This is a genomic window from Pseudomonas sp. PS01298 (assembly GCF_029959745.1).
Lineage (GTDB): Bacteria > Pseudomonadota > Gammaproteobacteria > Pseudomonadales > Pseudomonadaceae > Aquipseudomonas > Aquipseudomonas aylmerensis.
In genome coordinates this window covers 24820-44333 of the sequence record NZ_JASCPP010000052.1, presented here as the reverse complement: position 1 = coordinate 44333, position 19514 = coordinate 24820, and the positions used below count along the sequence as shown (strand labels likewise).

Sequence of the window (19514 nt, the reverse complement as noted above, 5' to 3'; positions counted from 1 at the left end):
CTGCGCAGCAGCCCTAAAACCCTGCACTGAGGAGTGCCTGACACAATGCATTCTGCTTTATCGGGGCTGCTGCGCAGCCCAACGCGGGGCAAGCCCGCTCGCCACAACAAGCTAGGTTGACACAACAATCTCAGTTGCCAGAACAAGCCCACCTACCCATCACCCAGCATTCACGGCTGCTGCTTACGCCCCGCCATATGCTTCAAATAACCCACCAATAAATCCAACTCGCTGTCTGGCAACACGCTGGCGGCGAATGCTGGCATCTTTGCCTGTGGCCAATGCCGCAGGCTCTGCGGGTCGCGGATATAACGCTTGAGGAAATCGGCGCCGAAATACTCGGTGGGGTTGTAGGGAATATTCAGGTCCGGCCCCACCTGCGCATCGCCGGCGCCATTGAGGCGATGGCAGGCCAGGCAGTTTTTCTGGAACAACGCGAAGCCCTGATTGACCGGATCATTCGCGGCCAGCGCCGGGTCGGGCAACAGCGCGGGGAAGCGCTCGGCCACCGTCTTCAACTGTTTGATCGTGGAGATCTGGAATGGCCACTGCTCAGGGCTGATATGCCCGGCTTGCGGATCGGTCCACACCAGGTAGAACGGCCCCGCACTCGGCTTGCCGTCGGCCAGCGCGGGCCAGGGGTGAGCCGGGTCTTCCACGGCCAGCCAGGCGCGGGCGCCGCGAGTTTGCAGCAACGGCGCCGCCGCCAGTTCGGCGGCAAACCCATCCAGGGCAACGGCTTGCAGATGAGCTTCAGGCGTGAGACCCGGTAGGAGCACGGCCAGCGGTACCGCGCGATAAGTCATATTGCGCTTGTAGGACACGTCGTCGACGATCTGCACGGTCTGCGCGTCCGGATGCTTGAGCAGGTCGGCGGTCTGCCAGGTCTTGCGCGTGTGGTCGAGTTCGATGCTCAACGAGGCTGCCGTGGCAGGTACGGCAATGAACAAGGCGAGAAGGGCGAGGATGAGTTTCAACGGATAAGCCCGATGCGAGGGGACGATGGGGCTCACGATAGCGCAAATTCGCACGCAAAACGGCAGCGCCTGCAGCAGGACCGCTATACGCAATGTCCCGGCAGGTGCTGCCAAAAACTGCAGTCCTGGTGCTGTGTATGCACGGAATGTGGCGAGTGAGTGGTCACCCAATGACCTTGGTCAGGTTGGGCAGGATCAGAATCAGTGTGGTGGCGAAAAGAATGAGTCCCGCCTGACGTACTTTCGAATGTTTGAACATGGCTGACTGCCTTTTGTTGTTATTCCTGAGCGTCAAATGCGTGCCGGTAAAATCTACTATGCCGTTATGACGTGTCGCTTTTCTTACAGTTGCTCCAGCAAAACCCGGCAGCAACTTCCTACTGATTGAACCTTAGAGCCCTCGTTCTGCGTGGCTTAGATCCATTTAATATCAGCTAATCAGGATTTCAGCTTAAAACGCTATGAGGCCTATCGCCATCTTGGCGCCAATGCCTTGGCTAGACAGCTAAAACGATTAATCAAGCAATACGCGCGTAAGCCTACCGTTCGTCCGAGCGTGGTGGTCAAAAGCAATGAGCGCATCCGTCATTGAAACCGTGTCAATCGGGCCTAAGGTAGGGGCACACATGCACAGCGGTTCGAGGATGTCATGACCCAAGCTTTGATCTTTGATGCGATACGCACGCCCCGGGGCAAAGGCAAGGCCGATGGTGCCTTGCACAGTGTCAAACCGGTCGACCTGGTGGCCGGTCTGCTGACAGCGCTGGCGCAACGCAGCGACCTCGACACGCACCAGGTGGATGACATCGTGCTCGGCTGCGTCACGCCCGTGGGGGACCAGGGCGCGGACATCGCCAAGACCGCCGCGCTCGTCGCGGACTGGGCCGTCAGCGTCGCCGGCGTGCAGGTCAACCGCTTCTGCGCCTCGGGCCTGGAAGCGGTCAACCTCGGCGCGATGAAAGTGCGTTCCGGCTTTGAGGACCTGGTGGTGGTCGGCGGCGTCGAGTCCATGTCCCGCGTGCCCATGGGCAGTGATGGCGGCGCCTGGGTACTTGATCCGCACACCAATATGCACAGCCACTTCACGCCCCAGGGCATTGGCGCCGACCTGATTGCCACCCTTGAGGGCTTCACGCGCGAGGACGTCGATACCTTTGCCCTGCAGTCCCAGCAGAAAGCAGCCAGGGCGCGCGCTGACGGTTCCTTCAGCAAGTCGCTGATCGCAGTGCAGGACCAGAACGGCATTGTGCTGCTCGACCAGGATGAATTTATCCGCGGTGACTCCACCCTCGAAGGCCTCGGCAAGCTCAAGCCCAGCTTCGAAATGATGGGCCAGATGGGCTTCGACGCCACCGCGCTGCGGGTCTACAGCCATGTAGAACGCATTCACCATGTACACACGCCGGGCAATAGCTCCGGGATTGTCGACGGCGCTGCGCTGATGTTGATCGGCTCCGAGGCCAAGGGGCGCGAGCTGGACCTGCAACCGCGGGCGCGAATCGTCGCCACGGCGGTGACCAGCACCGATCCGACCATCATGCTCACCGGCCCGGCGCCGGCTACCCGCAAGGCCCTGGCCAAGGCGGGTTTGCGCGTTGAAGACATCGACCTGTTTGAAGTCAACGAAGCGTTTGCGTCTGTCGTGCTCAAGTTCATCAAGGACATGCGCATCGACCCCGCACGGGTCAACGTCAACGGCGGCTCCATCGCCATGGGCCATCCGCTGGGCGCCACCGGTTGCGCGATCCTCGGCACCCTGCTCGACGAACTGGAGGCGCGCCAGCAACGTTACGGCCTGGCCACCCTGTGCGTGGGCGGTGGCATGGGCATCGCCACCATTATCGAACGCCTCTGAGCCGAAGGAATTTGTCATGACCGAAGCCATTCGTTACGAAAAAGGCCAAGACCAGATCGTGGTGCTGACCCTCGACATGCCCGGCCAGAGTGCCAACACCATGAACGGCGTGTATCGCGAGGCCATGGCGGCCACCGTCACGCGCCTGGAAGCGGAAAAGGAGCAGATTGCCGGTGTGATCATCACCTCGGCGAAGAAAACCTTTTTTGCCGGCGGCGACCTCAATGAACTGATCAAGGTCGACAAGGCCCACGCCAAGGATTTCTACGACGGCGTGCGGGTGCTGAAGGCGCAACTGCGACGCCTGGAAACCCTGGGCAAACCGCTGGTCGCCGCGATCAATGGCGCCGCGTTGGGCGGCGGCTGGGAGATTTGCCTGGCGTGCCACTACCGCGTCGCGCTGGATGACAAATCGGTGCAGCTCGGCTTGCCGGAGGTGACTCTCGGCCTGCTGCCGGGCGGCGGCGGGGTGGTGCGCATGGTGCGCATGCTCGGCCTGGAAAAAGCCCTGCCGTATCTGCTGGAAGGCAAGAAAGTCCGCCCACAACAGGCGCTGCAGGCTGGTTTGATCCAGGCGCTGGCGCTGAACCGCGATGAGCTGCTGGCCAAATCCCGCGCGTGGATTCTGGCTAATCCAGAGGCCAGGCAGCCGTGGGACACCAAGGGCTATCAGCTTCCAGGCGGCACGCCGTCGAACCCCAAGGTTGCGCAGATGCTGGCAATAGCGCCGTCGATTTTGCGCAGTAAGACCCAGGGCTGCTTCCCTGCCCCGGAGAAAATCCTCTGCGCCGCCGTCGAGGGCGCCCAGGTGGATTTCGACACCGCGCACCTGATCGAAACCCGCTATTTCACCGAGCTGGTCACCGGGCAGGTGGCGAAAAACATGATCGGCACCTTCTGGTTCCAGCTCAATGAGATCAACGCCGGCCGTTCCCGACCCGAGGGCTTTGCGCCTTACGTGACGCGCAAAGTCGGCGTGCTCGGCGCCGGGATGATGGGCGCAGGCATCGCCTATGTCAGTGCCTGCGCCGGCATTGAGGTGGTGCTCAAGGACATCAACCAGGCGGCGGCCGACAAGGGCAAGGCGCACTCGGCGGAGTTATTGGACAAGAAGGTCAGCCGTGGGCAACTGACCCCGGATCAGCGCGAAAGCACCCTCGCGCGCATTCATCCTACGCAGGATGACGCCGACCTGGCCGGTTGCGACCTGATTATCGAAGCCGTGTTCGAAGACCGCGAACTCAAGGCCAGGGTCTCTGCGGCTGCTCAGCAAGTCGTCGGTGCCGAAGCGGTGATCGCCTCCAACACCTCGACCTTGCCCATCAGCGGCCTGGCCACGGCGGTGCCCGACCCAGGCAAGTTTGTCGGCCTGCATTTCTTCAGCCCGGTGGACAAGATGCCCTTGGTAGAAATCATCAAGGGCGCGCACACCTCGGACGAAACCCTGGCCCGGGGGTTTGATTTCGTACTGCAGATCAAGAAGACCCCGATTGTGGTCAACGACAGTCGCGGCTTTTTCACCTCGCGGGTGTTCGGCACTTTCACGAATGAAGGCATTGCCATGCTCGGCGAAGGGGTGGCCGCCGCGATGATCGAGACCGAGGCGCGCAAGGCGGGGATGCCGGTGGGGCCGTTGGCGGTGTCTGACGAAGTGTCTCTCAGCTTGATGAGCCATATCCGACAGCAGGCGGCCAAGGATCTGCAGGCGGAAGGTAAAAGCGTGCCGAGCCATCCGGCGACGGTGGTGATTGACCTGTTGGTGAACGAGTACAAGCGCGTGGGCAAAGCGGCGGGGGGCGGTTTTTACGAGTATCCGGCGGGCGGGCAGAAGTATCTCTGGCCGGAATTGAAAAGCCGCTTTGAACAGCCCGGGCAACGGATTTCGGCACAGGATGTACGCGACCGTTTGCTGTTTATCCAGGCTATCGAAACCGTGCGTTGCGTGGAGGAGGGCGTGTTGCTGTCCACCGCCGACGCCAACATCGGGTCGATTTTCGGCATCGGCTTTGCGGCCTGGAGCGGTGGCGCGTTGCAGTTTATCAACCAGTACGGCCTGAACGACTTTGTCGCCCGCGCCCGTTATCTGGCCGAGCAATATGGCGAGCGGTTCTCGCCGCCGGCGTTGTTGCTGGAGAAAGCGGCACAGAACGCGACGTTCTGACGGTTTTGGATATGCGCGGGGCTTGCCTTGTCAGGGTATTTCAAGGCAGGCTCTGGGGTGTGCATTATTCCCATCACCGTGTCAGGTATTTTTTATGTCGCTACGCGTCTGTATCCTGGAAACCGATATCCTGCGTCCAGGCTTGATCGATCAATACCAAGGGTACGGGCAGATGTTCAAGCGCCTGTTCTCCAAGCAGCCGATTCCCGCCGAGTTCGTCGTGTACAACGTGGTGCAGGGCGAATACCCCGCGGACGATGAAGTGTTTGACGCCTATCTGGTGACCGGCAGCAAGGCCGACTCCTTCGGTACCGACCCGTGGATCCAGACCCTCAAGACGTACCTGCTCGAACGCTACGAGCGTGGCGACAAGTTGCTCGGCATTTGCTTCGGCCACCAATTGCTGGCGCTGCTGCTGGGCGGCAAGACCGAGCGTGCCGGCCAGGGCTGGGGCATGGGCATCCACGACTACAAACTCGATGCCAAGGCGCCGTGGATGAGCCCTGAAGTGGAAGAGCTGACGCTATTGATCAGCCATCAGGACCAGGTCACCACGTTGCCGGACAACGCCACGGTCATTGCCTCCAGCGATTTTTGCCCGTTCGCCGCGTACCACATCGGTGACCAGGTGCTGTGCTTCCAAGGCCACCCGGAGTTTATCCACGACTATTCCCGCGAATTGCTGGAGATTCTTCAGACGACCCTGGGCGAAAAGGTCTACACCAACGGTGTGTCCAGCCTGGAGCGTGACCACCACGGCGTGACCGTGGCGGAATGGATGATGCGCTTTGTGGCGCACAAGCCCGAGGCCCGGGTTTAAAGCCAGCCCGAGCGCTTGAAACTGGCCCACAGGCTGGTACAGCCCACCGCGATAAACCCGAGCACGGCAAAATAGCCGTAGTGCCATTGCAGCTCGGGCATGTTCTGGAAGTTCATTCCGTAAATCCCCGCCACCGCGGTGGGGAACGCGAGAATCGCCGCCCACGCGGCGAATTTGCGCTGCACCACGCTTTGACGCGACGCCTCCAGCAACACCCCGATTTCAATGGTCTGGCTGGCGATGTCGCGCAGGGTGGTGAGATCTTCCATCTGCCGCGTCACGTGGATCTGCACATCACGAAAATACGGGCGCATATTCTTGTCGATAAACGGGAAGCTCAGCTTCTGCAGCTCCTGGCTGATCTCCACCATCGGCGCCACGTAGCGCTTGAGCCGCAGCACGTCGCGGCGCAGGCCGTGGAGGTTCTGGATATCGACTTCACTGAGGGAGTTGCACAGCACATTGCGCTCCAGCTCATCGATCTCGGCATGGATCGCCTCGCTCACGGGCTGGTAGTTTTCGGTGACGAAATCGAGCAGTGCATAGAGGACGAAATCTTCCCCATGCTCCAGCAACAGCGGCCGCGCCTCACAGCGCTGGCGCACATAACCGTAGGACGCCGAGTGGCCGTTGCGTGCGGTAATGATGTAGCCGTTGCCGGCAAAAATATGTGTCTCGATAAACTCCAGCTTGCCGTTGTCGCGCACCGGTGAATAAGTGACGATAAACAGCGCATCGCCGAAGGTTTCCAGCTTGGGGCGGCTGTGTTTTTCCAGGGCGTCTTCGATGGCCAATTCATGCAGGTTGAACTGGCGTTGCAGGTTGGCCAGCTCCTGTGCGCTGGGCTCTTCCAGGCCGATCCACACAAAGTGGTCGGGTTTGGCGGCCCAGGCCGCGCCTTCGTCGAGAGTGATGTCAGTGACTTTCTTTCCGGCGCTGTAGACAGCGGCCGCAACAACTCTACCCATGATACTGATCACTTCTTATTGGGAGGACAGGTGTTGGGCAGCTTAGCCTGAATGGCGTTCCCTTGTGGCCGTGGCCGCAGCGTGCTTTTTTATCCGCAGCATAGGGGGGGCGGGTGGCCCCACAGAATTACAGAGGCGCGGGTGTCCAGGCGGTTTGCAGTTCGCGGTCCATTCCGGCGATGCATTCATCCATCTGCGCCTGGCAGGCCTGCATCAACTGCGGGATGTCGTCTGCAGTCAGGCCTGTCGTAGGAATTGGCGGCAGCGAGCGTATGAGTACATCACCGCTGTTCCAGCGATTGAGCTGCATGTGGGTGACGTAATTGCTCACGCACACCTGCACGATCGGTACACCGGCGGCAATCGCCATATGGAACGCACCTTTCTTGAACGGCAACAGGCCTTTGCCCAGGTTGCGCGTGCCTTCCGGAAACACCCAGATCGACGTGTCCTCATGCTGCAAGGTGTGTGTAGTGGTAAGCATCGCGCGGCGCGCCTTGTGCGCGTTGCCGCGATCAATCAGCACATTGCCCGCCAGCCAGAACAGCTGGCCGAACAGCGGCACCCACTTGAGGCTTTTCTTGGCGATACACACCGTGCGGTGCGGCACCACGGTGCCGAACACAAACAGGTCGTAGTTGGACTGGTGGTTGGCAATGATCACGCACGTACCGGGCTTGTTGCGCAGCGAGTCCACGTCGGCCTTCACATTCAGGCGCAGGATCCACATGGCCGGCAGCGCGTAGAGGCGAGCACATAAACGGCTGTTATCCGGGTTGAACGGCCGACAGACACCGATCAGCACGCCCAGCACGCCGGCGACCATAAAGTGCAGGCCCATCAACAACATACGCAACAGAAAAAGCATCGAAACAGCCCATCGGGACAAAAGGTGGCGCAGTGTACGGTTGTGCACTGTATTCGGCAATTACCCCTGTAGAGGGAGGAGATAGGCGATGTTTAAGTACATGTTTCAACATCTGCTGACATCGGCAGGCTAGAGCGGCTGAGGATGATTCGAATTTATCTGTAAGAAAAAGCCCGACTCAAGGTCGGGCTTTCTTATGCGGCTGCAGGCTTTAGCTAAGGATATGGCCCTGGTCCTGGATGATCGCATCGTCCAGCGCTTCCAGCAGCGCCTTGCGCACCTTCAACTTGGTGTGTTTGTGGGCGTTCATATTCAGCTTCTTCAACTGGCGGGCCGCTTCCAGCGCTGCAGCATGCAGCTCTTGCGGTGCGACCACCTTGTCGAGGAAGCCTGCGCCCAAGGCGCCTTGCGGGTCGAACATCTCGGCATTGATCACCGAACGGTGAAACGCGGATTTGCGCAGGCGATCCCGCGCTAACTCGATCCCGGCGTGGTGCATGGTCATGCCAATCGCCACTTCATTCAGGCCAATGCTGAACGGGCCTTCCACACCAATCCGATAATCCGCCGACAACAACAGGAATGCGCCCTTGGCGACGGCATGCCCAGGGCACGCCACAATCACCGGAAACGGGTGCGACAACAGGCGACGGGCCAACGTCGAGCCCGACGTCACCAGGCCGATTGCCTCTTTAGGGCCGGCCGTCATCACTTTCAAATCATAACCACCCGACAAAATCCCCGGCGTCCCGGTGATGATCACCACCGCGCGGTCCTTCTCGGCCTGGTCCAGCGCTGTATTAAACGCACTGACCACATCGGGAGAAATGGCATTCACCTTGCCGTTGCTCAAGGTCAGGGTCGCGATACCGTCTTCGAGGTGGTAAGCAATCAACTCACTCATGACGCGGTTCCTTGTAGGACTTGTTATAGATAGGCTGTTTATAGAAGCGTATGCACAGACGTTACCCACCACGCCCGCCCCGGTAAAGCGCCGTGACTGACTACCCAGTCAGACTTTTCCGGCATGCCGGTCGCCCAATAGCCTAGGGCAGGGCGCAATCGCCGTTCCAGACACGTGCTGCCCATGCCCAAGAATGGCAGAATCACCACCCCTTGCCGGGCACCTCCCGGTATAGCGGTCTAACCGCATGAAAATTCTGAAAAAAACCTTTGCCATCAGAAAGGCTTTCGACTACATTAGCGCGCCTCGACAGACTGAACTGGTTTGACGAGATACGGTGAAGTGTCCGAGTGGCTTAAGGAGCACGCCTGGAAAGTGTGTATACAAGAAATTGTATCGAGAGTTCGAATCTCTCCTTCACCGCCACATTAAGTAAACACAAACCCCTGATTTTCCTAGAGAAAGTCGGGGGTTTGTGGTTTTTGGCGTCTAAAAAATGGCCCCATGGGACCACCATGGGACTGGCGCGTCTTTTTGGTGCGTTTTTTTACTCGCGAGACGGGTGCACTTAGTTCCGTTATGAACTTAGTGTTAGACCCACTACTCCTTAGAGAAGGGCGCAGATTCGTAAGCGTGTCTTCAATCGTTTGAGAACCAGGTAGGAAGTCATGTCTGTTGCCAAGAGCGATATTCATCCCGCGAGTAGCGTGTCGACTCATTTCCTCGCTGGGATTGCTTGCTCACCCACCGCACTTGAAGCGCGGAGGCGTGAGGCTTGCACCCATGACCTGATTTTTAAGCTTCACCTTGAAGAGACCATTTCAAAGCTCGATGCAGACAATCTACGAATCTTGTTCAGAGGAGCACTTGAGAGGCGCCTCCGTGAAATTTTGAGCGAATAAAGTTAAGGAATATTATAAAACGATATAACGCGCTCTATTGTGGAGTCTGTTCTTGATCGCCACATTATTTAAACGCTAACCCCTGACCTCGTTTTTAACGTTTTCTGTGTGTTCTCTCTAAACCCAGATGGTACGCATGATAGTCATCAGAGTCCTCTTCGCTTGAAATTCTATTCAATTCGAATGATCGACCGCGCCGTTTCGGGCCAAATCGTCTAGCGTATTCACCTTGAAAAGCTAAGAAACTGTTCCAGTCTTTTCTATTATTGCTCTCACCGCTATAACCTTTCTGTCCAGGTCGTCTACCGTATTCATCCATTGTCTCTGATCGACCATTTTCATAACCAACCATCGTAGAGGTAGAATATGTTACGGATCGCGGGTCAGGCATTAATAAATAACTATCCCCTAGTTGTGGCCATAGAGAAGGTGTCACCTTTTTTTCAGGATATAGCCATTCCTTTTCTCGTGCCGCAACGTACCGCTCAGCTCGAATTTTTGTTATGTAGTTAATTTGGAGTACTTCTAACTCTGTGAGTTCTCTATGAGTTTGAATGCTCGTGAAGTTAAACATTGCCGTTCGAAATAGCTTTGGGTTTGGCCGCTCTTTCATAGGGTTTCCGTACGGACACCTGACCCAAGACAGGTTAGTTAGAATCAGGACGCGTTCTTCCGACAAGGGAAAGTATGTGTGAGTGCCGTTCAGCCAAACCTCAGGATCACCTACCTTTTTCGCCAATGCAGATTGAGGGAAACAACCTTTGTTGTATACGGTAACGGGGTGATCTGACAGGATTAGTTTTGTATCCGTACTCTTACAGTCAGCCAATTGCCAAACACATTCAGTCCATAACGCACAAAAATAACTCTGTAGTTTCTGTAGCATAAATAATAATTCATTTTTGTCACGTGACTGTGTTTTAGATGCCAAATACTTCAAGCCCTTTGGAGTTCTGAGTTTTTGAGTGCTCATATAAAGTAGTAGATTGTGAAAAGACTGAGGATCTACATCAGGATGCTGGAATTTAGAAAAGTACTCAACAGCTTTGTGCCCTTCAGTATCAATTTGTCCAAAAAACTTTTCTTCGATTTCTGTTGATTCGAAGTTGCCTAGTTTTGTTGTATAAAGATCTTCTATTTTGAAACAGCTATCGGGGCCCCAGCGCATCATGTCCTTGCGCTTATATCGTGTGCCATTTGCTGTAGTAATTGTTTCGGGCTTTAAGTCAAGGTAATAAAATTTAGCCTCGCCGCCGTCTGCGGATAAAAACTTTTTCTGGTACCACTCAGGAACGTAATGATTGTTACGATATTCTTTAGTTGCCACGATGCCCCCTTGAAAGCCTGCAGCATAGTAAGTTCTCCCTACTCACACTATAGACTTAGTTTTTACGCATCAGAAAATTTTTCTTTTGCACCGTAAAGAGTGAATTTCTCAAAATGGCATTTTCGGACAGCAGCAACAAACACTATCCGCAGCAGCGTACGGAGAATTAAGGTTCGGCGGCCTGCGTGTGGCCGTTTGCAGGCCATCTTGGCAGCTAATCGGCAAGAAGACGTTCAAGTTGCCACGCACAAGAGTGTTGTGTAGCGTCGATATACCTATATCGCCGCTTATGTAAAAAAGGCCCCCACACCGAAGCCAGGTGTGGAAGCCTTTTTTTGTGAGCGTGGAGACCAGATCCGGTAGGATCTGGTATACCAATCCCACCTCAACTGGTTAGAGTTTGAGTGCCAGTTTCAGCATTCCCACCACGTCTGGCCCGTCCTCATTGATCCAAGTCCCATAGTGCTGGCGGATAATATTGCCGTTGGTAGGCCCCATCTGTTCGGCGATCCAATCGATTGACGCAATACCCGTCGTCAGCAACTGACTTGCGTAGGTGTGCCGGCATTGGCCAGGCCCCAGATAGCGAACGCCGGCGGCGAGCAAATGAGCCTTAAAAAAGCGATCGCTCACAACAAAATCGTTGGGGTGCGAGAGGCCGCTTTCGTGTTCAAAAATACGAAATGCAGCGTGTGCTGGCGTACGGTCTTGTTGTCCCGCTCAACAATGTCCACGGTTTCCGCTTTTCGCTTTCGCGTTAGCGCATCGACCTTGCGCAGGGCATCCCACGCAGGCGCCAACAGGCGAACCTTGCGCATCGAGCGCCGGGACCGGTCTGCGCTTTCGCGAGCCGGAAAAGGCATATGCCAAGGTCAAGGCGCCGTATTTCTACAGCCTGACTGCCGGCTATCTGGCTATGGACAGTCTGGCCAGCGTGTTCAGCATTCCCGACTTTATCTGGCAGCAGCAGGGCGACGGCGAGGTGTTTGTGGGCAGTTGGGCCGACAGTTTCTTTGGCATCCGCTTGCCGCTGCAGCTGCCGGTCGAACTGTTCGGCGGCTACCAAGGCAACCAGAGCGCAATGATCGCGGCCCTTCCAGGACTGCGCCCAGGTGCAACCATCACCAGGGCGAGAGGATCATCAGCGTGACCCTTGCCGGCAATCAAATGGCGATCAAATGGATGACGCAATCCGTCGCAGCGTAGAACGGCAATTTCCCGAACTCACCGGCGGCTATCACCTGCCACGCTTTGGCCGGGTGGTGGCCGTGCCCGATGCACCGGCCGCACCTGGTCTGTGCGACGACTTCCGTCCGCGCTTTGGCGTCGACGTGGAAGTGCTCCTGCCCGATGGCGAGCCAGATCCCGCGCTGCCGATCCTGACCGGCCTACCACTGCCGGCACCCATGGGCGGGCAAGAGGCGGGCATGTTCGGCTTCCCGGAAGAGGGCACCACCGTGGTGGTCAGCTTTGCCTACGGCCTGCCACACAAGCCCTTCATCACGCAGATCCTGCCCCACGGCCTGAGCCTACCCCGGGTGCCGAAGGGCGATCAGGTGTGGCAGCACAGTGAAGCCTGCCAGCAACGCGTCGACGCCGACGGCAACTGGCTGCGCCAAACGGACGGCAAGATCCAGGACAAGGCGATCGAACGGGAAGTGGAGGCAATGCAGAACATTGAGAGCTTCCAGAGCCATACCAGGACAGTGGACGACCATTCAACCGAGTCGGTGGGTGGGATCAAGAAGATCGAGGCACTGGGCGCGTTGAAGCTGCTGTCGGGTGGGTCCGCAAGCTTGGCGGCGGTGGATGATCTGCATCAGGCTACCGGGCGGGATTTGAACCTGGTGGTGGGGCAGAAGCATAACGCCACCGTAGGCGGCGATATGGAGGAGCAGATTCAGGGGCTGCGTAAGAGCGTGGCGGCGGCCAGCCAGCGGTTTGTTGCTCCCAAGACCTGGCTGGGTTCTGAAGGAGTGAATGTGCTGCAGGTGCTTTGTGATTTACTCGACTTGGTGCAGCAGATGAATTTGCAACTGGCCAGCCATACTCATGGTCCTGCGAATGTCCCGAATAATGCGGCGGATTTCCACACTAACGCCGCACTTACACTAAAACTTTTCGTGAATATGAATGCGGTGACTAGCTAGTTTAGAAAAAAAATCATCGCTCAATTTTATAGGGTATTTTTGTGCAAAATAATGTGCTCTTGTTTTTTTATGAGCATCGGATTGTTCTATGTATTTTAGTAAGTTGTAAGATTTTATTTTATGGTTGTTGTAGTCGACTTCCAGAAAAATAGGTTCTTTTAACTTGTTTGAATTGACGCCTGAAGATAACCTGATTCCAAAGTGGGTGCCATAAAGTTTTGCGACAAAACTAATAGCTGTTTTGCCGTTTTCGAGCGGTGCAGGGCATAACATTAGCGTATGGTGACCATCTATAGCTTCTCCGAGCATTTCATCAGATGCTCTACTCGTATTTTTTACAAGCATAGTAATGGGTAGAGTTGGGGTGCCTGTTAAGATAGACTTTTTAATTGAGTCAAAGGATGGGTCTCTAACGTAGTCTTCCCCCATTATATGAGCGAGGAAGTTTATTCCTATCTTTGCGAAAGCTCTATCGCCCTCTGAAATGTTTGATGTGAATTCTACATGTGTTAGCGGTTTTTCTATGTCTCGAATTGTCGCGGTTTCTATTTTTAAACCATCGTGCATATATAGACGTGCATCTTTTAGGTTTTTAGACGTATTTGTCTCTTTAATGGATTTTAAAGCTATTTCTCCCTGTTTTCGATGGTAGATTCTTGTTTCGAACGGTGTTCTTTCCGGTTGCGTTTGTTTTTCCTCGTAAATCTCCAGCCAAATTACATTTTTTGGTTGCGTGGATTGGAGTCTGGAAGATGTATTTATATACGATTCATCAGTCCAGGTATATGTCTCAATAATGAATTGATTGGGTTTCGGTCCTGGCTTTTTTCTTGCTACTTCAACGGTTGATGGTTCGAGAAGAGATTTTAATTTATCTATAAATTTGATTAGTTCTTTGGCATTAGTAGCGTGGAAGCTTAAGTGAGATTCTTTTAATATTAGTTGCGGAAGTAGAATTGCTTTAAGGCCGGTTTCGTAAGTCGCTTCGAGAAGTGAGTTGCTTTCCGGGTCGTGTACAAAATTTGTAGTTGTGTTAAATTGAGGCGACTTATGGTTTCCTCTGCTAGCTGTTTGATTTATTAGTCTGGAAAGCGCAAGTGGCGAGGATCTCATAAACGAAGCTTCGAGCTTAGAGAATTTCGAATTACAGCTTTCACAAACGACATTTATAAGTAAAAAGTCGAGGTCGTCACCGCCCATTCCTTTAGGGAAAACATGCTCTTTATTAAATGGTCCTGAACCTTTGCAGTATATGCACTCCATAGTTTTTACGGTCACTGCAGACGTCCTTTTTTGGTAGATTGATTTAAGGGGGGCGTAACGGCCGATCCCGGTAATCTGTATAGTCGGGGTAAAATTTTTTAGAATAAATACTATTTTAATAATACAAGCCAGTTCTGGGGGGCGGGCTCCTCCCCCCCCCCAGATGTGGAGATTTATTCTGGATTTAGATTTCGCAGGTTTGTTAGTTTAGCTATATCTTTATCAATAATTTTTAATGCGCAATCCTTGCAGTAGTGCGCCCATCCCATACCATCCCGAACTTTTAAACGTACATCACCCTTGTTGATGCGGTGTGCCTGGTTGGCTTGACAATTGTGTGAGTTTAAAGCTATGTCAATTCTCACCGTCTCAATTAGTGATTTAGTTCCCATTGTAAATTTCGCTCCATGCAGAATTGATTGTTTCGGCTAGGTTGGAGTTTATCTGATCCAGTTCTAATTGTGAGAATTCACTTCTGCTTCCAGATGATTTGCCTATGGATATATTAATTTTTTTATCAATTGCAGATTTCACTACGATTAAATTTGGCCTCCCCAAGTGCTTGCTATCTAGCTCACTTCCGCCCGGATTGATTCCGTGTTGTGCTAATAATTTTGCAGCCTCGTTACGTACTCTCATATCCAGACTTGCACGCATCGCCTGCCGCTTTGCCACTTTAGTTGTTGGTACGGGTTCCAATATATCTTTTGCTGGATTAAAACTTTCAGGGATGATTCCGCGAGATTTTAGCAGTTCAATTGCATCAGTTTCGTCGGTCGCAAGTAATTGAAGCTCTTCCAGATGTACAGCGGATTGACCTTTTACTTCTAGAGGTTCGCTTTCGTCGAGGTTAGGTGAGAATTCTCTAGCCACACCGGGCTTGCCGGGCTCAACAAACTCCAGTGGAAGAAGTTGATCAAAGTAGTCTTGGTCTGCAGCGCTATACTGTTGAAAGTCTGTCCATTGCCTCGCTATATTTGCGCCAGCGTGGAATACAACGGTACCTTGATTTAAAGGGGAGGTCGGAGCATTTTGTACAATAACTCGCATTACCCTGCCGACGAACTGTACGAATGGAGATAAGTTAGAGAAGATGCTAAAAACAGCAGCGACTGATAAGTAGGGGTGGTCGAAGCCTTCGCCTAGCTTTCTAACCTGAACTATCACGTCAAGTTCGTGATTTTCCAAAAGTTTCATGACCCGTGTATTGGCTGCGCTATCTTGTTTGGAATGAACATAATCCGCTTTGAGTCCGCGCGATCTATAAGCTTCAACTACTTGGCAGCAATGTTCAAAGTTTAATGCTGATGCTATAATTTTTAGCCTTCCCTCATTTGTTTCGGTTCGCAACCTATTTAATTCGTTTATTGAGGCGTCCGCGATAGTAGCAAGTGTTTCGGCGGAGGTGACGATGCTGCGCCTAAAATCAGCCTCCTCCTCACCAAGTCTTTTTACTTCATCTAAAGTAACTTCAATTTCTCGAGCTTCGCCGCGGCGCACATATCGTAATGTTTGTGGGTTAAGTTGTACTGCTTTGAGTCGCTTCACGAAACCCGATTTTATTGCTTTGGAAATAGCGAAGGAGTAAATTATTTTTCCCGCCATCATTTGGCCGTCAGCTCGAAGGGGTGTCGCACTAAAATTGACGATTTTAGCTTCAGGGAATTTTGCCTTTAGGGCTTCCCAAGTTGCGGCGACGCTATGATGTCCTTCGTCAAAAATTATTAAATCGAAGAAGTTGTCTGGTAAGTTCAGAAGCCACTTATTATTTTCGCGTTGTAGTTGTTGAATGTTTGTTATTACAACGTCAGCCTCTTCGAGGTCTGAGCGATTCGTCGTCGTTCCTCTAATTTCGACGGGTTCTGGGTAAGGGGCTTTGGTTAAGATTTTGCATTTGTGATAGAACATCTTTGGGTTGGTAGGGTTAAACTCTTTTTCAAGTTGGTCGGAGATTGAAAGTCCAGGTGCTATTACTAATGTTCGTTTTGAGCTGAAAGCAAAGGGTGTGAGGGTAATGGTTCCAGACTTTCCACACCCTACTGGAAGTACAATCCCAACCTCTCTTTCAGATTGAGTTGAGTCTGCAGCGTACGCTAGCAACGACTTGTAAGCTTCCTGTTGTGGTTCCCTGATCAGAGTATTACCGATTATATGGGGAGCTAATTTTTGGAATGTACCAGTCATATTTCTAATCCTTGAAGGTGCTTTATAGTTTGCTAACGTAGCTGTCGGCGCAATCGATAGTAGCTAATAGCTATCTTTTTTCCAATCGGTTCTATGTTTCCAATGCTGACAAATACGCAACTGATTTCTTGAAGCGACCAAGTGCTGAGCTACACAGGTTCCGAAATATGGAAGGTAATGATGAAAAGTTTTGGAGAAAAAGCACTTATCCCCCTCCCGCCGACGGGCTTTGTGTCCCTTTTTTGTGCAAACGGGTAGTGGATGCAAGCGGCGCCCTTGCCCAAGCCCGCTGCGGGGTCTGAGGGATGTTCCGCGATTGCACAGAGTGCAAGGCTTTGCAAAAAAGTGCAGTGGGCTTGCATATGCGTCACAGGGCGGCAGGGGAGTGGTTACGCAGACGAGGTGCCCGGTTTATGGGGACTTTGGTTGTGAAAACCTGTTGCAGGCGGTGTTTTCGTTTTCGGAACCATTCATATCAGAGGCCTACCAGCCGCTGTCGAGCCCTACGCGAAAACGACTGTGAGGCCCAGCCTGTCTAGGTTTCCGGCATTCTGAGACATTGCACAGCATCGCCATCAATTGCCGGCGGTCAGTACCCATCAAGAGCGTGTGGGAAAAAACGCCAAAACGGTTAGCGCATGGCTATTTTCCAGGCGAGGGGTGGGAAAAGGGTAATTTTAGTAATCGGTAGGTCAGAACGGGCTGGAGCCCTTACAAGACGTGGCTTTCAGCCATTACCTTGGAGGGTAATATAAGGTAACGAGAGAGGTAATATTTTGTTCAAGTCCCCATTTTACTGGGTTTGGCGGCTCACTGACATTACTAGCACTGAAGGTAATTTTCTAACCATTTACTTACCTTATTATTACCTCTATAAAACTATATCAACTACCTGATTTTATTAGGCTTTATCCGGTTTTCCGCAACTCATTACCAAAATTACCTTTTTCCCATGCCTCAACATAAATCGTTCAAAACGCCTGTTGTGACCGTTTTCTGCAACCTGATGCATTTAAGCCATGGGACTGCCATGGGACAGATCCTGCGCGCGCCACCGGGCTGCAGCCCTTGTAAACCGGGGGGCTTAGTTCCGAAAATCGAGAACGGGTAGCTTCGAATCTCTCCTTCGCCGCCACATTAAGTAAACACAAACCCCCGGTTTTCCCAGAGAAAACCGGGGGTTTGTGGTTTCTGGCGTCTGAAAATTACCTCGCTTTCGAAATCACGCCACTCATGTACTGATTCAAATCACGCAGATCCTGGATGCTCCAAGCGTGCGGCGCCAGCTTTACGCCGTTCTCTCGTAACGTTCTCGGGATCAAGTCGCCGTTAGGGCGAAGTATTATCGAAGAAACGATAACGCCCGGATAATCACTGAGGCGCTTCTTGAAAGCGGCGGTCGTGAGGTCAGGTGTGGGAGGCGTGCTTTTATGCGCCAGGGGGCCTGTTGCCTTGATGTCTGCGCCGTGACACATCGCGCATCGTTGCAGGTAGAGGTTTTTTCCGTTGCTGTTTTCCGCGACGGCCAGGGGTGTTTGAGCCAGCGATAAGATCCCCAGCGAAGCGATGACCAAGATTTTCATTTTTATCAGGCCTTATTGCATGAAAAAGCCGCTTTCTCTTGAAGAGATAAGCGGCTTTTTCACGTCGTGCGCTTACTGTGCGGTTTTCAGCTTGATCACATCACCGGAAATCTTGGTGGTGTAACCGCTCAGTACCCAAGCCCAGAACCAGTTTTCCTGGACTTGGGTGTTGATCAGCGCGTCGCCGCCTTTTGCCTTGATTGCGGCATCCTGGGCGCGGACGAAGCGGCTGTTCTGGCCGATCGGGATGACGCCGAAGAGCATGATGCCGGTGGCGCTGGCTTCGCTGTGACCGAGAACGGTGTATTGGCTGCTGTCGTATTGCGGGGATTTGATGGCGGTGCCGGTGCAGCCTGCGAGGGTGAAACCGAGAACAGCTGCTGCAACCACTTTACTGACGTACTTCACGGGGTAACTCCATAGGCTAAAAATCGAGATTCAATTCTCGAAGGCGCGCCACTCTAATCTCCGGCCTGCAAGATTGAAATCATTTGCCGGAAATTTCATCTTCAGGCTTGTACATACACCCATGCCGTCAGGCCTGACGCCAGCGCCACCGACACGCGCTTGTAGTCCGACACTTCATACGCATCGGCGGCGGCCAATTCCTGCTCGGTAATCTGAAACACACTGCCCTCGACTTGGGCGCCTGGCTCGGTGGTCGGCGCCACGATCGGGTGATGGGTCTTGCCACTGCTTGCCAGCACCTCTGGGTCGGTGATCTCGACCCAGCTTTGCGAATAGCCGAGCATGGCGTCCTGCTGGCCTGTCAGCTCGCGGCCGAAGTTGGCCAGTTGCACGGCTTTGTCTTGCAACGTGCCGTAGGAAAACAGCAGCACGGGATGTTCGGTGGAGCGGTCCATGGATGTTCCTTAAAAGTCAGGCGAGTAAGTCTTCGTAGAAGGCGCCATACGGCTTGGTCGGGTGGGCGATCTGGATTTCAAGAATCCACAACCCGGCGTTCGGGTAGTGCTCGAAGTCGCCCAGGTCTCCGCCGCGATGGACGGCGTGGGGGAAATCGCTGACGCGGTGGCCCTTGATGTCGAGGTTGAGTCGCCAGCCCATGGCCTGGGCTTGTTCTTCGGCGTAGCGGTACAGCTCGAGGCCGACGACCTTGGCGTTTTTCCAGCGGGCCTGCACGCGGTCGAACAGCTCTTTGGCGGCGCTGGCGCAGGCGAGCATTTGCGGATCGTTGCCGGTGGCGAAGGTCGCGCCGGCATCACCTTCGTGGCCTTGCCACACGGCGCCCATGTCGATGAAGAAGATATCGTTTTCGCCCAGCACCGGGTCGCCGTCGGAGCGTTGGTTGAAGGCCTTCAGGGTATTGGCGCCGAAGCGCACCAGCAGCGGGTGCCAGATGCGTTGCATGTCGAGGTCGGCGAGCACCTGCTTGCCCAGCTCGCGGGCTTCGGACTCCAGCATGCCGGGGCGGATGCGCTGGGAAAGCTGTTCGATGGCTTGCCAGGTCATGGCCTGGGCAAAACGCATGGAGTCGATACTGTAGGCGGCGCCCACGGCTTCTTTGGGTTGTGTGGACACCGGCTTTTCCTCG

15 protein-coding genes, 1 tRNA gene and 2 pseudogenes are annotated in these 19514 nt (G+C 54.1%); 6 read left to right on the top strand and 12 right to left on the bottom strand.

The window, feature by feature from the left end; all coding sequences use genetic code 11:
• Positions 1-170: 170 nt before the first annotated feature.
• Positions 171-977, bottom strand: a complete 807-nt coding sequence (locus QMX97_RS18650; protein WP_065909373.1) for a cytochrome c — start codon at positions 975-977, stop codon at positions 171-173.
• A gap of 649 nt (positions 978-1626) precedes the next feature.
• Here QMX97_RS18650 and QMX97_RS18645 point away from each other — a divergent pair.
• From QMX97_RS18645 to QMX97_RS18635, 3 genes are all read left to right on the top strand, one after another.
• Positions 1627-2832 carry an acetyl-CoA C-acetyltransferase gene (locus tag QMX97_RS18645; protein WP_282397365.1) on the top strand — a complete coding sequence of 402 codons (1206 nt, stop codon included), beginning with the start codon at positions 1627-1629 and terminating at the stop codon, positions 2830-2832.
• A 16-nt stretch (positions 2833-2848) separates the two neighbouring features.
• Complete coding sequence (locus tag QMX97_RS18640; protein WP_282397364.1) at positions 2849-4993, top strand: 3-hydroxyacyl-CoA dehydrogenase NAD-binding domain-containing protein; 2145 nt, start codon at positions 2849-2851, stop codon at positions 4991-4993.
• A 94-nt stretch (positions 4994-5087) separates the two neighbouring features.
• On the top strand, positions 5088-5813 hold the full coding sequence (locus tag QMX97_RS18635) for an amidotransferase (protein ID WP_065909379.1): 726 nt from the start codon (positions 5088-5090) through the stop codon (positions 5811-5813).
• Here the strand turns inward: QMX97_RS18635 and QMX97_RS18630 are convergent.
• From QMX97_RS18630 to QMX97_RS18620, 3 genes are all read right to left on the bottom strand, one after another.
• Positions 5810-6781 carry a magnesium and cobalt transport protein CorA gene (locus QMX97_RS18630; RefSeq protein WP_065909380.1) on the bottom strand — a complete coding sequence of 324 codons (972 nt, stop codon included), beginning with the start codon at positions 6779-6781 and terminating at the stop codon, positions 5810-5812. The two genes, QMX97_RS18635 and QMX97_RS18630, sit on opposite strands and share 4 nt — an antisense overlap.
• Before the next feature lie 127 nt (positions 6782-6908).
• Positions 6909-7649 carry a 1-acylglycerol-3-phosphate O-acyltransferase gene (locus QMX97_RS18625; protein ID WP_106802882.1) on the bottom strand — a complete coding sequence of 247 codons (741 nt, stop codon included), beginning with the start codon at positions 7647-7649 and terminating at the stop codon, positions 6909-6911.
• A 211-nt stretch (positions 7650-7860) separates the two neighbouring features.
• Entirely contained in the window at positions 7861-8553 is a 693-nt protein-coding gene (locus QMX97_RS18620; RefSeq protein ID WP_201145717.1) for a crotonase/enoyl-CoA hydratase family protein, read from the bottom strand.
• A 336-nt stretch (positions 8554-8889) separates the two neighbouring features.
• On the opposite strand from QMX97_RS18620, the gene QMX97_RS18615 reads away from it, so the two are divergent.
• A tRNA-Ser gene (locus tag QMX97_RS18615) sits at positions 8890-8979 on the top strand.
• Between the two features lie 570 nt (positions 8980-9549).
• On the opposite strand, the gene QMX97_RS18610 is transcribed toward QMX97_RS18615, so the two are convergent.
• On the bottom strand, positions 9550-10782 hold the full coding sequence (locus QMX97_RS18610) for a DUF4238 domain-containing protein (protein ID WP_282397363.1): 1233 nt from the start codon (positions 10780-10782) through the stop codon (positions 9550-9552).
• 393 nt (positions 10783-11175) lie between these two features.
• Positions 11176-11615 (bottom strand): annotated as a pseudogene (locus tag QMX97_RS18605) (site-specific integrase); the annotation flags it as partial.
• Between QMX97_RS18605 and QMX97_RS18600 the strand changes: the two are divergent.
• Positions 11609-11988: pseudogene (locus QMX97_RS18600) on the top strand (hypothetical protein); the annotation flags it as partial. The pseudogenes QMX97_RS18605 and QMX97_RS18600 sit on opposite strands and share 7 nt — an antisense overlap.
• Positions 11961-12932 (top strand): hypothetical protein, encoded by a 972-nt coding sequence (locus QMX97_RS18595; RefSeq protein WP_282397362.1) that lies wholly within the window; start codon positions 11961-11963, stop codon positions 12930-12932. The pseudogene QMX97_RS18600 and the gene QMX97_RS18595, both read left to right, overlap by 28 nt.
• On the opposite strand, the gene QMX97_RS18590 is transcribed toward QMX97_RS18595, so the two are convergent.
• From QMX97_RS18590 to QMX97_RS18565, 6 genes are all read right to left on the bottom strand, one after another.
• On the bottom strand, positions 12894-14210 hold the full coding sequence (locus tag QMX97_RS18590) for an HNH endonuclease (RefSeq protein WP_282397361.1): 1317 nt from the start codon (positions 14208-14210) through the stop codon (positions 12894-12896). The genes QMX97_RS18595 and QMX97_RS18590 overlap by 39 nt on opposite strands.
• 366 nt (positions 14211-14576) lie before the next feature.
• Positions 14577-16379 (bottom strand): DEAD/DEAH box helicase family protein, encoded by a 1803-nt coding sequence (locus QMX97_RS18585; RefSeq protein WP_282397360.1) that lies wholly within the window; start codon positions 16377-16379, stop codon positions 14577-14579.
• A gap of 1205 nt (positions 16380-17584) precedes the next feature.
• Positions 17585-17962 carry a c-type cytochrome gene (locus QMX97_RS18580; protein WP_106802919.1) on the bottom strand — a complete coding sequence of 126 codons (378 nt, stop codon included), beginning with the start codon at positions 17960-17962 and terminating at the stop codon, positions 17585-17587.
• Positions 17963-18034: 72 nt separating this feature from the next.
• A complete protein-coding gene (locus tag QMX97_RS18575; protein ID WP_065909457.1) occupies positions 18035-18370 on the bottom strand; it encodes a hypothetical protein in 336 nt (111 codons plus the stop codon).
• Between the two features lie 101 nt (positions 18371-18471).
• Entirely contained in the window at positions 18472-18825 is a 354-nt protein-coding gene (locus tag QMX97_RS18570; protein WP_120449503.1) for a gamma-glutamylcyclotransferase family protein, read from the bottom strand.
• A 16-nt stretch (positions 18826-18841) separates the two neighbouring features.
• Positions 18842-19501 (bottom strand): M24 family metallopeptidase, encoded by a 660-nt coding sequence (locus tag QMX97_RS18565; protein ID WP_106802921.1) that lies wholly within the window; start codon positions 19499-19501, stop codon positions 18842-18844.
• Between the last annotated feature and the right edge of the window lie 13 nt (positions 19502-19514).

Coding starts and splice junctions, on each gene's coding strand:
- QMX97_RS18645 (WP_282397365.1), top strand. CDS start 1,627: ATGACCCAAGCTTTGATCTTTGATGCGATACGCACGCCCCGGGGCAAA.
- QMX97_RS18640 (WP_282397364.1), top strand. CDS start 2,849: ATGACCGAAGCCATTCGTTACGAAAAAGGCCAAGACCAGATCGTGGTG.
- QMX97_RS18635 (WP_065909379.1), top strand. CDS start 5,088: ATGTCGCTACGCGTCTGTATCCTGGAAACCGATATCCTGCGTCCAGGC.
- QMX97_RS18630 (WP_065909380.1), bottom strand. CDS start 6,781: ATGGGTAGAGTTGTTGCGGCCGCTGTCTACAGCGCCGGAAAGAAAGTC.
- QMX97_RS18625 (WP_106802882.1), bottom strand. CDS start 7,649: ATGCTTTTTCTGTTGCGTATGTTGTTGATGGGCCTGCACTTTATGGTC.
- QMX97_RS18620 (WP_201145717.1), bottom strand. CDS start 8,553: ATGAGTGAGTTGATTGCTTACCACCTCGAAGACGGTATCGCGACCCTG.
- QMX97_RS18595 (WP_282397362.1), top strand. CDS start 11,961: ATGGATGACGCAATCCGTCGCAGCGTAGAACGGCAATTTCCCGAACTC.
- QMX97_RS18585 (WP_282397360.1), bottom strand. CDS start 16,379: ATGACTGGTACATTCCAAAAATTAGCTCCCCATATAATCGGTAATACT.
- QMX97_RS18580 (WP_106802919.1), bottom strand. CDS start 17,962: ATGAAAATCTTGGTCATCGCTTCGCTGGGGATCTTATCGCTGGCTCAA.
- QMX97_RS18570 (WP_120449503.1), bottom strand. CDS start 18,825: ATGGACCGCTCCACCGAACATCCCGTGCTGCTGTTTTCCTACGGCACG.